The organism is Paenibacillus macerans (assembly GCF_050565405.1).
GTDB lineage: Bacteria > Bacillota > Bacilli > Paenibacillales > Paenibacillaceae > Fontibacillus > Fontibacillus macerans_B.
The window spans coordinates 15,315-28,461 of the sequence record NZ_JBNYYG010000002.1; the positions used below are offsets into that span (position 1 = coordinate 15,315).

The window sequence follows — 13,147 nt, forward strand, 5'->3', positions numbered from 1 at the left end:
ATAAATCTCCTCGCATTCTCTACTGTGATGAGTGATCGATCTTCGACTTGAATCGTTGTTCCATTTCTTTGAGCTGCTTCGCTACGGCGTCGTCCAAAGGGAGCGCGGACGCTTCCCGAACGGCCTGCAGCGCCGATTCGTACCATTCCAGCTCGCCGTAAGCGATCGCCAGCCACACCTGGGCATCCACCGACAACGGATCGAGCTCCACCGCCCGTTTCAACATGCGCGATGCCGGCTCCGCCGCCGGTTTCCGTTTGCCGTCCGTCTTCTCCAGCTGCTTTCTGGCCATGCGGGTCAATTCCATGGCCTGCAGGCGGGCATCATGCAGTTTATATTCCTCCTGCGCGGGATCCAGTGCCGCGGCCAGGCGCGCATGCTGGAGCGCTTTATCCAGCCGGCCGCTGCGGGCGCAGGTGATCGAGTAACGATAGTGCACATCCGCGTGATCGGGCTGGATCGCAAGCGCCTGCTCGAACCAGGCGAGCGCTTGCTCGAAATCGTTTTCGTAGATGCTTCGGTAAGCTTTTTGCAAATAATCCTCCACCTTCATCTGCCGTCCCCCCCTTACTGTAGGGATGATCATACTAACAGCATATGAAGGATAACCCTATTCGGTGTCCTTTTTCGTCCACCGGTCCGCATCGCGGGTCGCAAACTTATGCATCACCTTATCATGGGCCGCCGTTAAATCGATGCCCAGCGAATTGGCGAAGCAGATCGTGATGAATAAAATGTCGCCAAGCTCAAGCTCGATGGAATTATCGGGTTCATCCGCTTTTTTCGGCTTCTCGCCGAAGGTATGGTTGACCTCGCGGGCCAGTTCGCCCACTTCCTCGCTCATTCGGGCCAGCATGGTCAAGGGGCTGAAATATCCCTCTTTGAATTGCGATATGTAACGGTCTACTTCGCGCTGCATTTCCGCGAGAGATTTGTCTTTGAATGCTTCCAAGCGCCAGTCCCTCCGTGATTTTTGTCCCGTTTTTCCCTATGTTATCGTAAGTAAGGGGTGAAAACAAATCATTTTTTAATCCCCGCGGAAAAAGGTATACTAGGAGAGGCGGTACAGGCCGATGGATCATTGTTGATGTTTGATTCTAATTTCGGGACAGGTGAGGGACTTTCTATGGCTTCGGACAAATTGACCGGTTTTATCAAAACGCTACTGCCGATCTTGCTGGGCACCGCGATATACGCGTTTGGACTACTTTATTTTATATTACCCAATCATCTGATGGAAGGCGGGGTCACCGGCATCACGCTGCTGCTGAATTATGCGTTTAACATTTCGCCGTCGCTTTCCAACCTGCTGCTGAACATCCCGCTGTTTCTGCTGGGCTGGAAAATCCTCGGCGGCCGGCAAATCATCCTGACCGGGATCGGGATCGGGTCGCTGACCTTTTTCCTGTGGTTGTTCGAACGGATGATCAAAGGCGGTTGGATTTTGCCGTTCGTGACGGAGACGGATTATATTCTGGTCTCCTTATATGCGGGGGTAACGCTCGGGGCGGGGCTCGGGATCGTCTTCCGCTTCGGCGGCACGACCGGGGGCTCGGATATCGTCGCGCGGATCCTTGGACGCAAATACGGGTTCAGCATGGGACAGGTCATCCTGACGCTGGATATCGTCATTATCGGGTTATCGTTGTTCTATATTAGGAAGGAAAATATTTTGTATACGCTGGTAGCGGTGTTTATCGCCTCCAAAGTCATCGATTTTATTCAGGAAGGCGCTTATTCCGCCAAGGCGTTTACGATCATCAGCGACCATGCGCCGGCCATCGCCGACATCATCACCAAGGAGATGGATCGCGGCGTCACGCTGATCCCGGCGGTCGGCGCCTACTCCAAGCAGGCGAAACATATGGCCTACTGCGTCGTATCGCGGCAGGAAATCCGGCGGCTGCAGGGCATCGCCAAATCGGTGGACCCGCGGGCGTTCATCATCATCAGCGATGTGCACGACGTGCATGGGGAAGGGTTTAAGGAGGAGTAAGGGCCATCGAACAACACGTGCGGATTCCATATGGTTTACGTATGGAAAGGAATTGGGTATGGAGTGGAACCCCATACCCATCTGCTTCTGATATCGCCTTATAAATAGCGGTAAATTATGGCCTTATTCTATTGGAAAAGACCCTATCTCGATAAATTGGGGACATTTAGGGCCTTATTTTCTATCCATCCTTCAATTTCCCCCGTTCTAAAGCGTCCATGGAGAAAATAAGACCATTTCATTCCCTTATTGTAGCGAAATCCGAGGAATCCGTACGAATAAGGCCATTTTTCACCTCTATTCATTTCCGGTCGGCTCCGGCCGGCACCATTCTGTAAGGTCACATCCCCATTGGGTCTATTGGGCTCACGGTCCATCAAAGGCCTTGACCTACAAACGATACCGGTACGTCTCCTCCTCGCTCCGTTTCACCGACTTGATCGATTGCGCGGCGCGGTATTTGCGAAAGCCCGTGTAGGCCAAAGCGAGCACGATCCATAGTCCGATCAAGCCGCTCCAATACCAAGGGCTGTCAAAGCCGGTAATCGGCAGGAACACGGGCTCGTCTCCCCGGCGGCCGAACAACCCCTTCAGCGCGCCTTCGCCCTGTGCAATGGCACTCTTTAATGCTCCTTCATCCCAGGTTTTGTCGCCGCTTAATCGTCCGGCATACGACAACCAGGACTCGAATTGGCGGATGTCGGAAGGCGCTCGCCGGATGACGGCGGCCGGACGGATGACCTCATAATGGCTTTGCAAAGCCTGAAAAGCCGCACGAAGCTCCGCCGGTTTGCCCCCGGCGCGGGCTTTCTCCATTTGCAGCAGATGATCGGCCATTACTTTGTAGTACTGCTGCCATAACGCCTTGTCCCGATGCAGCAAGCTGTTGACGGCCAGCCGCAGACGTGCCGAGGATTGAGCCCACTCCTCCGGAACGGCTTCGGCCTTGACCAGCGTCTCTTTCGCATCCATAATGCTCTCGGCCAGCGCATGAATGCCTTCGACGGACGTCAATCCTTTAAACGACACGCCCTCAAGAGCGGCAATCAGGGCGTCCATATCGGCCAACGCCGCTTGGGCGCTCCCCTCCTGCATATGAGTATACAGCCGCTCCGACGCGGCCTCGAGCTGCTGCAGCCTTGCATTTCGTTGCTGCTCCGTTAAGGCGGGCGCGGCCTGCGGCTGCTTGCCTTCTTCCTTCATTTGGGCCGTTCCGGCGTCCTCCGGCTGCGCCAATGCCGCCGTATGGCATAGCAGCAGCGACAAGACGACGGCCAATGCGGACAAAGCCCCTCTTCTCCAAAACGTTCTCACGGACATCCCTCCTTACCAACATGGTATGGCAGGCTGTCCAACGTTAGAACCTCAAGTCAGGCCCTTTTGGCTCCCCGCAGCGCAAGCCAACCGGCAACAACGCTGGCCGCCGTCAAGGCCACGGTAAATATCGTCACCGCGGGCACGTCGTCCCATAACGTTTGAGGCAGCCACGGATATACCTCAAAGGTATAATCCACGGTATCGTTCAGCAGCGTCCAGGCCCCGGCACCAAGCAGCATCAACGAACCGAATTTGTACAACCGCACGAACAGCAGCGCTTCCACCGCCATAGCCAGATGGGAGGCTACAAGCATCCAATCTTGCCATACAAGCTCCCCGCCCTGAAAAGCTCCGGCAAAAATCATCGAGACGGCCCATACTCCGTATTTTACGCTCGTCACGACGGCCAGTCCCTCGATCAGGGTACGGATACGATAGAACTTTCCCAAAGCCTTCGGAAACAACAAGAACAACAGGGTCAACGTAAAAAAGAGGCTGGCCGTCGGGCTGTCCGGCACAAAGATAATCTGCCAATGCGGGTGTTTCCCCCAAGTGTCCAGCAGTTGGGCATCATACCAGATGTAACCGTAGACCGTTCCGAGCAAATTGCATACGAACAGGGTCCATAATATGAAGCGGGAGGATAAAAAGGACGTGCTCCAAAGATACGATAATTTCAACGCAGGTTCCCCTTCCTTCAGCGGCCGATCCAACCGGATTGCAGTTTAAAAAACCTGATCGTCATGACGATCAGGTTTTCACATACTTCCTATATTACTGTTCCGTTTTTTGTTTCGCAAGCCACTCCGCCAAATGATCGATGTCCTGATCCGTCAGGCCGGCGTTGATGGCCGCGTCGTACATCGGAGGCATCTTGCCGTTATAGCCTTCTTTAATGATCGACAGGATCGCTTCCTTGTCATGCTTATCGCCGACGCCGCGCAGGGACGGACCAGCGGCACCCTTCAGATCAGCCGCATGGCAGGATACGCAAGTCGCTTTCTTGTAAGTCTCCATCGCCGGATCATCCTTATCCACGATGGCGACTTCCTCCTGCTTGGTAGCATGGGAGGTCGGCAACCCTTTTTCGCGGTTCTCGCGGGCTTCCTCTTCCCGCTGAATATGCTCGGGCACCTGTCCCGTCGCTTCCAGCTCATGCTGGTAATGCGTCCAGGCAAAGTTCGTCAGATAGACGACCGATGCAAGCGATAGAAGCATCAGCGATGAAGCGATCGGACGCTTGTAGAAACGGCGTTCCTTGCCCCGATCGAGAAACGGCGCCAGCAGCAAACCGCCGAACGCGACGCCCGGTATGCCTAGCGTGCCGAGCACGACGTAATCCCCGGAGGCATACGGATATTTCAAATATTGATACAGAAACAGGAAATACCAGTCCGGCATCGGAATGACCGAAGCGGTAGGATTTGCCGGGAAGCCGAGCGGGGCCGGTTCCGAAATGGTGAGCACCAGGAAGCCTACAAGCACTACGACGCCTACCATCCATTCTTTCAGCAAAAAGTTAGGTATGAACGCTTCCGATTTTCCCGGATAGGCCGTATAGTCCGGAGGCGTGATAAATCCGTTGCCCTTGCGGACGCGGGAATCTCCGACATAGACGACTTTTTCCTTTGATTTGTCATTGTGAGCCATATCCTTTTCGCCTCCCTTCTCTATAGAGGTAGTTCAAACTCGTATCCTAAAGATGGTTCAGCCGCTGATTACAGCGGACCGGAAATCCCTTGTCTGCGGATCATGATGAAATGACCCACCAGAAGAATCAAGAGTACGGCCGGAAGGAAGAACACGTGGATCGCGAAGAACCGGGTTAAGGTTTCCGCGCCGACAATCGTACCGCCCTGCAGCAATTCCTTGATGACCGGACCGAGCACCGGAACCGAGTTGGCGATTTCCAAAGTAACTTTCGTGGCAAAGTAAGCTTTGTTATCCCAAGGCAACAGATAACCCGTCAAGCCGAGACCGATCATGACGAAGAAAATCAACATGCCGACCACCCAGTTCATCTCGCGCGGTGCTTTATAGGAACCGGTAAAGAATACGCGAAGGGTATGTAAGAACATCATCACGATAACCAAGCTCGCCCCCCAGTGGTGCATCCCGCGGACGATTTGGCCGAAAGCGACCTGCGTCTGCAAGTACTCCACGCTGGCATAGGCATTAATAATATCGGGCACGTAATACATCGTCAGAAACATCCCCGATAAAATCTGGATGACCGTAATAAAAAACGTCAAACCGCCGAAGCAATACACAAACGCGGAAAAGTGATGGGCCGGGTTAACGTGCTCAGGAACCTCGTGGTCGGCCACATCCCGCCAGATCGGCGTGATATCAAGACGTTCGTCAATCCAGTTGTACACATTTTTAAACATCCGAATCTACGCCTCCTTATTTCACGATCGTATTCGGGACGATATCCCCCAAATACACCCAGTCGTCTTTCACCATGACCTTGTATTCATCAAGCGGTTTTGGTGCGACGGCCAATTGTTTGCCTTCCTTCGTATAGTGCGCTCCATGGCACGGGCAGTGATATTCGTTCGGAAAATTCTGGTCATTATTCCAGCCGACGGTGCATCCCAGGTGCTTGCAGATTGGTGAAAGCGCATAAATATTTCCGCTCTCGTCTTTACGAATCCAGGCCGTAAGCGATGCTGTACTGGAATACCAGCCGTCCTGCTGCTTCAATTCAAAAGAAAATTCCTGCGGCTCGCTCGTGATTTTGCCGGCTTCCACCACTTTAACAAACGTGCCCTCGCCTTTTTTATGCAGAATGGGATCTACGGCAAAACGAACCATGGGAAGCGCTACGCCACCCACCATAAATGCAGTGGCGCCCCCAAGCGTGTATGTAAGAAATTGCCGACGGGACATCTCTTTGCGAATGGGCGGTTTATGCGAGGATTCATGCTGGTCGTGCTGATTGCTCATATGTCTTCAACCCCCTTTGCCAAGCAATTCTTTCTGGCGTTTCAATGACAATAATCACATTATCATGTAAGACATATTAATAATATATTAGCGTTTTAAGAGCGTCAAGAATTTGACACATTTTTTTCCGCGTCAGAAAGCCTGTTTATCCTCAAAGTGTCGATATTTTGTCACATTCATCTTCTTGCTTCCGACTGCCATAATTGCTGGATTTTGGCCTTAACCTGTCCTGCCGGATGCGCTCCGCCAAGTCCCGAAAAACGTTGCGGCGTCACGATCAGGTCGGCATCCGGCAGCTCGTCGTCGGACCATTCCACATCCGCTGAAATCACGATGGCATAGACGAAGCCGCCCGACTTGACATTTCGGCACACCTCATTCACTAACCCGGCCAATGAGGGCGCGCCGTATTGAAAAGACGGGTACGTGACCACTCTTCCTTTGAAAGGAAGTTCCACCCAGTCCAGGATATCCCTAAGTCTTTCCAATTTTTCCGTAACTTCATACGGAAGCTCCCGTCCCGATAATCCCGTCACCGGAATCAGGCAGGTATCCAAATAAGGACGAAGCTCTTCCCATGCAGAGGCTTCCAGTTCGCTGAATTTCATCTTAAATCCCCTTTTCCTTCGGATGTCTTCCCATTATATACACGGATCATTGACAAATCCATCCTCGTCGGCATACAATCAATCTGGAATCCAGATCGTACTGGAATTTAGATCGTTTCAGTTTGCAGATTGGGCTGTGATCTGCGTTTTTGCAAAGGAGGCGTACCCATGAGCGCACAAAGACCCACCCCAATGGCGATCAACGCCGAACAAAGCAAGCTCCTAGAGAGCGCATTGCGGATCAAAATCATGAATGTGCTGGCGGACGAGCCGCATACCTCAAAACAAGTCGCCGATCTTTTGGGCAAAACCCCCGGCAATGTGCACTACCATATCCAGAAACTTTACGACGGCGGGCTGCTCGATCTGGTCAAAACCCAAACGGTCGGCGGCGTCGTCGAAAAGTACTACCGGTCCAAAGCCACCTATTTTAAAGAAGAGCAATTCAAGGAATTCGCGTTCCTCGAAGGGGATCCGCCTTACCGGGCTGCCACCCGGCTGCTGCTGTCGGCCGGCCAGCGCCAGGCTTTCATCGACGAAATGGATGCATTGATCCGCAAATGGGAGTCGATGGATACCGATGGAGACGAATATGGCGTTCTGTTCACTTTGGGCCGCGTGCAGGAAAGCGACCCTGCCTCCGAATAAGGGATTAAGGCGCATTATATTTCATTTTAGGAGGCATAACGTTTATGGAATTGGAAACTTCACAGCCGGAATCCGGCGCAGCCGCGAAGGCAAAAACAAGCATGTTTGGCCAATTTGCCGAACCGTTTCGCAAATCGAAGCCGTTTCCCTATTTGTGGCTCGGGCAGCTGATCTCCTTCCTCGGCAGCTCCGTCACCATGATTATGTTGCCGGTCATCGTCTATACCATTACCGGCTCTACCACGACGATGGGCTTGATTATGGCGGCATATATGCTCCCCAACATCATCATGCTCCCGATCTCCGGTATGCTGGTGGACCGCTATAACCGGACCCATCTGATGCTGCTGACGGACTTTCTCCGTTTTTTGGTCATGGTCGCTTTGGCCAGCTTGCTTTTTGCCGACGCCCTAACCATCCAAACGCTGGTTATCCTGGTCGTGTTGTACGGGTTGATGGACGGCTTGTTTCAGCCCGCATACGCAGCAACCCGAGCTGCCGTCTTTACGCCGGAAATCCGCAACTCCGCCAATGCGCTGACGCAAATCAGCAACCAGGCCGTCCGCCTGATCGGACCTTCGCTGGGCGGGGTGCTGGTTACGTTTTTTTCCGCCGGCTGGGGCGCAGCGCTGGATGCGCTGACTTACGTCGCTTCGTTCATTTGCCTGTTCTTGCTGCGCAAGCTCATCCCCTATCAGCCCAAAGCCGCCAATCCGTCCGAGGGAGCTTCCGGCCTAGGTACCGACTTCAAGGAAGGCCTGGACGTGTTGAAAAGCAAGCCTTGGCTCTGGATCACCATCCTGGCCTTTTCCCTGGTTAACATCTGTTTCGGCGCGGTGGTGACCGTCGTCATTCCATGGCTGTTCAAAATCCATTTGGAGTTCGCGCCATACGTTTACGGGATCGCCGTGACCTGCGCGGGAGGGGGGGCCATCCTCGCCGGGCTGCTGTTTGGTGCGAGAAGGCAATGGCGTCGCCGCGGCCTGCTCGCATACGGCGGAGCCCTGTTAAGCGGCATCGCCCTTCTTCTCATGTCCGTCACGACTTCAGCCGCAGGGTTGTGCGTATTGTTCGCCTTGGAGGGGTTTGGCCTGATGATGTTCAGCCTGATCTGGGAAACCAGCATGCAGGAGCTTGTCCCGCAGGAGGCGTTCGGCCGCGTCGCCAGTCTCGATATGCTCGGCTCGTTCGCCCTGCTCCCGATCGGCTACATCCTGATCGGTTGGTTGGCCGACCTGATCGGAGGAACCCAAACGATCGCCTGGTTTGCCGGAATCGGCTCCCTGGCCGTTCTTGCCGTCATGTTTACGCCGGCCATCCGAAAGTTCGATTGATGTCGTCGGAAACGTCGGTACCCTCCGCTGTCCACGCAAAAAAACCGTCCCATCCGTTCATCGTGGCGATGACCGGGCGGGGCGGTTTTCTGTTTAGCGCTCTTCCAATGTCTTCAGTTCATCCGTCAGGAGCCGGAAGGCAACCTCGTCGCCCTTCGCCAAGGCGGTGTCAATCTCGCTGTAGATTTGTTCCGAGCGATGCTTCCGGAGCGCTTCGTCCCATATCATTTCCGCCGCCAAACTGAGCATTGCTTCATAAGTAACCTTCATCTGATCCATAGGATGCACCTCCAAACCTTGGTTAAAAATTTAAATGTGGGTTCAAAAAGTCGGGTTTTGAGCACCGAGAAGGTTGGATGAAGCTTAGTGACTGAGTAGCACAGCGTAGGTGTAGCCTACGTGAGCAACGGAAGGCCCGGCTGAATTCAAGATTCGATGTCGAATTCTCTTCCGTGTATAAGCTTCGTGATCAAAAGATGACTTTTTTGAACTACTGCTTAAGAGATCCTGTATTCCTTTCCTTTGGCCACATAACTTTCCGTCGTCCGACGCATCCGCTCTAAATCGTCTTCGGTCAATTCCCGTACGACTTTGGCCGGCGATCCCAAGGAAAGGGTATAGGGTGGAATGATTGTATTTTCCGTGACTAACGAACCTGCTCCTACTAAAGCATATTCACCGATGTCGGCACCGTTTAGGATAATCGCCCCCATCCCGATTAATGTGCCCTTGCCTATCCGGCATCCGTGGATGATCGCGGCATGGCCCACGGATACGTCATCGCCTACGACGAGCGGTTGGGATGTGTTGACATGACCGATAGCGCCGTCCTGGATATTGGTCCGGTCGCCGATCACGATCTCGGCCAAATCTCCGCGGAGTACGGCATTAAACCAAACGCTCGACTCACTGCCTATGCGGACGTCGCCGATCAGCTTGGCTCCATCCGCGATGAACGCGCTGCCGTCAACGATCGGCAGCTTGCTCTGATAACGAAACAACACGGTAAATCACTCTCCCCTGCTTGAATTGCGAGTGATTGTATCAATCCCGCGAGCCGTTGTCAACGGGCTTTCTGTCCTTGTTTTTCGGCCATCCAGACCTGGTGTTTGAACTCTTCTTATGTAAGCTCAGCATTCCGGGGTAACTCAAGAGTGCTGCAGCTGCTGAACAACCGTTTTGCCGAATGGGGTGGCTTGCACGTAGCGCTCCTGCCGCTCATCCTCGCCGAGGCGAACCATGCCGAGATGCAGCATCATTTGCAATATCCGTTCCTCAAAGATCGAGGCCGGGGTGTCGTAATAAAACGGTTTGATCAACGTCTCCACTCGTCCGAACAGCGAGGATACGGTCACCCAATCTTTCGAGCAGCGTTCAGTCCAATAGACTAACGAAAGCAAGTTAGGAATCGGCCCTTTATATATTCTTAACCAAAAGCGGACTAACTGTATCATGGGTTCGCGGCGGCCTTCGGTCAAACAGGCTTTTCCGGTTTCCGTCAGTTCCAACTGATTGTTGCTCTCCTGAAGGAGCCGCGAATGGTAGGCGTAATCATATAGCAGCGCAAACCGGTTCGGATAATCCTTGAACCTCCGGCCGTACCCGAATCGCCAGCCTTTGCCGACCAAACTCTCGGATACATGGAGCGATTCCATAATTTGCATCTGGTTTCGGCGATACATGATTCCCTCGCTGTTCAAGGGAATCTCGTTCCGGGATACGTACTGCAACAGCAATAGCAAATCCGCGGACATCATGTCCGGCTCCTCCCGGTACATCGGCGGCTCGGCCACAGCCGCTTTCACTTCGGCTGCAAACCGTCGTTCGAGCGCTTCCCGGAAACGGCGTTTCAAATCCTCGGGCACCTCGAACAGATAACGGGTATGTTGGGTCGTCCCGTTAAACAGCCATCCGCGCTGCCTAAAACGGGCGATCATTTCCCGCGGGCTTTCCCGTTCCTTGGCATCCTCCGTAAACCGCGAGCCTTGCGCGCAAGCGACCAACTCCTCCAGGCTGAACTGACGGCGTCCATCGAATAGCAGGGTATTCAAAAAACGCAAGTCCTCCAAACTCATCCCGCTGACATGCCGTTCAATAAAATCTCGGCGGCCTATCGTTTGCAGGATGGATTGAATCAGCTCATGCTTGGAATGTCCGCTGCATTGGCATTCGTAATGATCCGCTATTCTGCTAAGCTGTCCGATATCGGCATAAGTGAGCATATCCGCCAGATTCATAGTTTACCGCCTCGCCGTTTTAATCCCATTATGGGACGGTTTTCCGGCATTTATTCCCGGAACGCCAAATTATGCCTAAAAAAAGGCAAAAAAATAACCCGGCCTAAGCCGGTTTACTTCGTGTCCTCGATCATTTCTTGCAAATGACGAGTACAATTATATAGAAGCATCTCCCAATCCTTGCTCGTTCTCTCTAAAATCGTGAGTGATAGATTGCCGATTCGCTCGTTGTATTTCTGCTGATATAGGGCGATATACAGCTGCGCCAGCAAGCCGCCGTGCGATACGACCAGGACGTTGCTTTGCGTATAACGCTCCGCCAAATCGTTCATGAACGACAGCGCCCGCGCGCGGATCGCTTCATCCTTCTCCTGACCCAGCTCGAGACGATCCCAATCCTTGCCCCATAACGTCTCTCTTTCTTCTGCGGTTAATCCTTCGACCTGGCCGAATGACCGCTCCATCAGCCGCGAATCGGGATCGTACAGCGGTATATCCAATGCCTCCGCAAGAATGGCTCCGGTTTCCTGGGCTCGCGACAATCCGCTGGTGATGACAAAATCCCAGCGATGCTCGCCGTCTTCTTTCAACCTCCCGGCCAACTGTCTCGCCTGCCGCCGTCCCTCTTCGTTCAATGGAATATCGCTTTGGCCCTGAATTCGCCCTACCGCATTCCAGTCGGTCAATCCGTGCCTAATTAACCCAACGAGCATAATCATCCTCCTTATGAATATGAAAAACGCTCCGCCCGCTCCGGAAGCGGAAGAAGCGTTTGTACAGGTTTATCTTCGCGTGCGCCGGATCCCTTTCCAGGATACGAGCGCCAGCAGCATGCCGGCCATCGACAGCACCATCCAATATTGCGGATAAGCCGGCCCCATCTGCACGGCGAACGGCTCAACGATTCCCCGCGAAACCGTAGGCAGGGCAAACGAAAAATCGTCGTACATTTCCGCTTCCGAATCCGCGGCCGCCACGGCTGTCGGAAGAATGCCGGTCATCGGCTCGGCCGCTTCGCGGTCCGCTGCGGGATCCATCAGCAAGAACACGAAGCTGCATAGGAACACGGCCAGGAACGTCGCCGCCCAAAACACGATACGCTGGCGGAAACGCCGGGTCACGCCGCGTTTGACATCAGGGGCTAGCCATGGCGATTCCGCATAAATTCGGTCCATGACCCGACGGTTTACCGCTTCCGCCTGTTCCTCCGTAACTTCGATCGGTATGTATTGCAGCATATCCATGCTTTCTTCCCATTGCAGGTATTCAGCCGCGCAAGACTCGCAGCCCAAAAGATGCCACTCCAGCATTCGTCGCTGAGGATGTTGTTCGGGAAGATCTCGCGTCAATCCGAACAATTCTTGGGCCTCTCTACAATTCATCTGCTTTTCATCCCTTCGTAATGCTCGTAGATGGGTTCATAAAAGTAGGGTTCAAGCTGACTCTTTACGCTGCTGCGCGCCCGGAACAAAAGCGACTTCACGGCACTGACGCTTTGTCCCAAAATGCTCGCAATCTCCTGGTAATCCAGCCCGTCGTATTCGCGTAAAATCAAAGCGGACCTTTGCTTCTCCGGCAGATTGTTGATCGCTTCCCTTACCATACCCACCTTCTCGTTCCGCAGAACCGCTTGCTCCGGAGCAACTTCGAGGGGAGCTATCGGAACGTACCCGCTTTCGTCCAAAGGGACATTGCCGTTTCTCTGTTTGCGGAGTTCGCTAAGCACCGTGTTGCGGGCAATCGTGTATAGCCAGGTTGAAAAAGAAGCGTCTACCTCCCGGAAGGAGTGCAAACTGCGAAATGCTTTATAGAACGTTTCCGAGCATAAATCTTCGGCGAGCAGCTCCAAATGGGCGCTCTTTAACATGTGATATACGAAGGCCAATATCTTCCGCTGATACCTTCGCATCAGCTCCGAATACAATTCCGTATTGCCTTCCTTAATCTCACGAATCATTTGGGAATCCGTCATTTGGGTGCGATCCTCCTCGCGCTTCCATGGGCCTCTTCCCGTTCGATTCATACACCAATTATTACCGAACAGGGTCCGAAAAGTTG

Annotated in this window: 17 protein-coding genes; 3 read left to right on the forward strand and 14 right to left on the reverse strand. The window is 53.5% G+C overall.

Annotated elements, in window-relative coordinates; translation table 11 throughout:
• Positions 1-19: 19 nt before the first annotated feature.
• Entirely contained in the window at positions 20-553 is a 534-nt protein-coding gene (locus ACQ4N8_RS01860) for a tetratricopeptide repeat protein (protein ID WP_430702615.1), read from the reverse strand.
• 57 nt (positions 554-610) lie between these two features.
• Entirely contained in the window at positions 611-919 is a 309-nt protein-coding gene (locus ACQ4N8_RS01865) for a nucleotide pyrophosphohydrolase (protein WP_430702908.1), read from the reverse strand.
• 207 nt (positions 920-1,126) lie between these two features.
• Here ACQ4N8_RS01865 and ACQ4N8_RS01870 point away from each other — a divergent pair, with 207 nt between their 5' ends.
• Positions 1,127-1,996, forward strand: coding sequence for a YitT family protein (locus ACQ4N8_RS01870; protein WP_430702616.1), 870 nt, complete (start codon positions 1,127-1,129; stop codon positions 1,994-1,996).
• A gap of 390 nt (positions 1,997-2,386) precedes the next feature.
• On the opposite strand, the gene ACQ4N8_RS01875 is transcribed toward ACQ4N8_RS01870, so the two are convergent.
• The 6 genes from ACQ4N8_RS01875 to ACQ4N8_RS01900 form a co-directional block, all read right to left on the reverse strand.
• Complete coding sequence (locus tag ACQ4N8_RS01875; protein ID WP_430702617.1) at positions 2,387-3,310, reverse strand: sporulation protein YpjB; 924 nt, start codon at positions 3,308-3,310, stop codon at positions 2,387-2,389.
• Positions 3,311-3,366: 56 nt separating this feature from the next.
• Entirely contained in the window at positions 3,367-3,993 is a 627-nt protein-coding gene (locus ACQ4N8_RS01880; protein ID WP_430702618.1) for a DUF1405 domain-containing protein, read from the reverse strand.
• Between the two features lie 94 nt (positions 3,994-4,087).
• Positions 4,088-4,963 carry a c-type cytochrome gene (locus ACQ4N8_RS01885; RefSeq protein WP_430702619.1) on the reverse strand — a complete coding sequence of 292 codons (876 nt, stop codon included), beginning with the start codon at positions 4,961-4,963 and terminating at the stop codon, positions 4,088-4,090.
• A gap of 68 nt (positions 4,964-5,031) precedes the next feature.
• The gene (gene qcrB, locus ACQ4N8_RS01890; RefSeq protein ID WP_016311825.1) at positions 5,032-5,703 is read right to left on the reverse strand and encodes a menaquinol-cytochrome c reductase cytochrome b subunit; all 672 of its coding nucleotides are present in this window, start codon (positions 5,701-5,703) and stop codon (positions 5,032-5,034) included.
• Positions 5,704-5,719: 16 nt separating this feature from the next.
• Entirely contained in the window at positions 5,720-6,262 is a 543-nt protein-coding gene (locus ACQ4N8_RS01895; protein WP_430702620.1) for a ubiquinol-cytochrome c reductase iron-sulfur subunit, read from the reverse strand.
• Positions 6,263-6,438: 176 nt separating this feature from the next.
• Positions 6,439-6,870, reverse strand: coding sequence for a DUF2487 family protein (locus tag ACQ4N8_RS01900; protein ID WP_430702621.1), 432 nt, complete (start codon positions 6,868-6,870; stop codon positions 6,439-6,441).
• Between the two features lie 168 nt (positions 6,871-7,038).
• On the opposite strand from ACQ4N8_RS01900, the gene ACQ4N8_RS01905 reads away from it, so the two are divergent.
• Positions 7,039-7,518, forward strand: a complete 480-nt coding sequence (locus tag ACQ4N8_RS01905; RefSeq protein ID WP_430702622.1) for an ArsR/SmtB family transcription factor — start codon at positions 7,039-7,041, stop codon at positions 7,516-7,518.
• A gap of 101 nt (positions 7,519-7,619) precedes the next feature.
• Positions 7,620-8,852, forward strand: coding sequence for an MFS transporter (locus tag ACQ4N8_RS01910; RefSeq protein WP_430702909.1), 1,233 nt, complete (start codon positions 7,620-7,622; stop codon positions 8,850-8,852).
• A gap of 93 nt (positions 8,853-8,945) precedes the next feature.
• Here the strand turns inward: ACQ4N8_RS01910 and ACQ4N8_RS01915 are convergent, their stop codons facing one another.
• From ACQ4N8_RS01915 to ACQ4N8_RS01940, 6 genes are all read right to left on the reverse strand, one after another.
• Positions 8,946-9,131 carry an IDEAL domain-containing protein gene (locus ACQ4N8_RS01915; RefSeq protein ID WP_430702623.1) on the reverse strand — a complete coding sequence of 62 codons (186 nt, stop codon included), beginning with the start codon at positions 9,129-9,131 and terminating at the stop codon, positions 8,946-8,948.
• Positions 9,132-9,349: 218 nt separating this feature from the next.
• A complete protein-coding gene (locus ACQ4N8_RS01920) occupies positions 9,350-9,856 on the reverse strand; it encodes a gamma carbonic anhydrase family protein (protein ID WP_430702624.1) in 507 nt (168 codons plus the stop codon).
• A gap of 144 nt (positions 9,857-10,000) precedes the next feature.
• Positions 10,001-11,089 (reverse strand): DUF5302 domain-containing protein, encoded by a 1,089-nt coding sequence (locus tag ACQ4N8_RS01925; RefSeq protein WP_430702625.1) that lies wholly within the window; start codon positions 11,087-11,089, stop codon positions 10,001-10,003.
• Positions 11,090-11,202: 113 nt separating this feature from the next.
• A complete protein-coding gene (locus ACQ4N8_RS01930; RefSeq protein WP_430702626.1) occupies positions 11,203-11,802 on the reverse strand; it encodes a histidine phosphatase family protein in 600 nt (199 codons plus the stop codon).
• 69 nt (positions 11,803-11,871) lie between these two features.
• Positions 11,872-12,471, reverse strand: a complete 600-nt coding sequence (locus ACQ4N8_RS01935; RefSeq protein WP_430702627.1) for a zf-HC2 domain-containing protein — start codon at positions 12,469-12,471, stop codon at positions 11,872-11,874.
• Positions 12,468-13,061 carry an RNA polymerase sigma factor gene (locus tag ACQ4N8_RS01940; protein ID WP_430702628.1) on the reverse strand — a complete coding sequence of 198 codons (594 nt, stop codon included), beginning with the start codon at positions 13,059-13,061 and terminating at the stop codon, positions 12,468-12,470. The genes ACQ4N8_RS01935 and ACQ4N8_RS01940 overlap by 4 nt, the downstream gene beginning before the upstream one ends.
• Positions 13,062-13,147 lie beyond the last annotated feature (86 nt).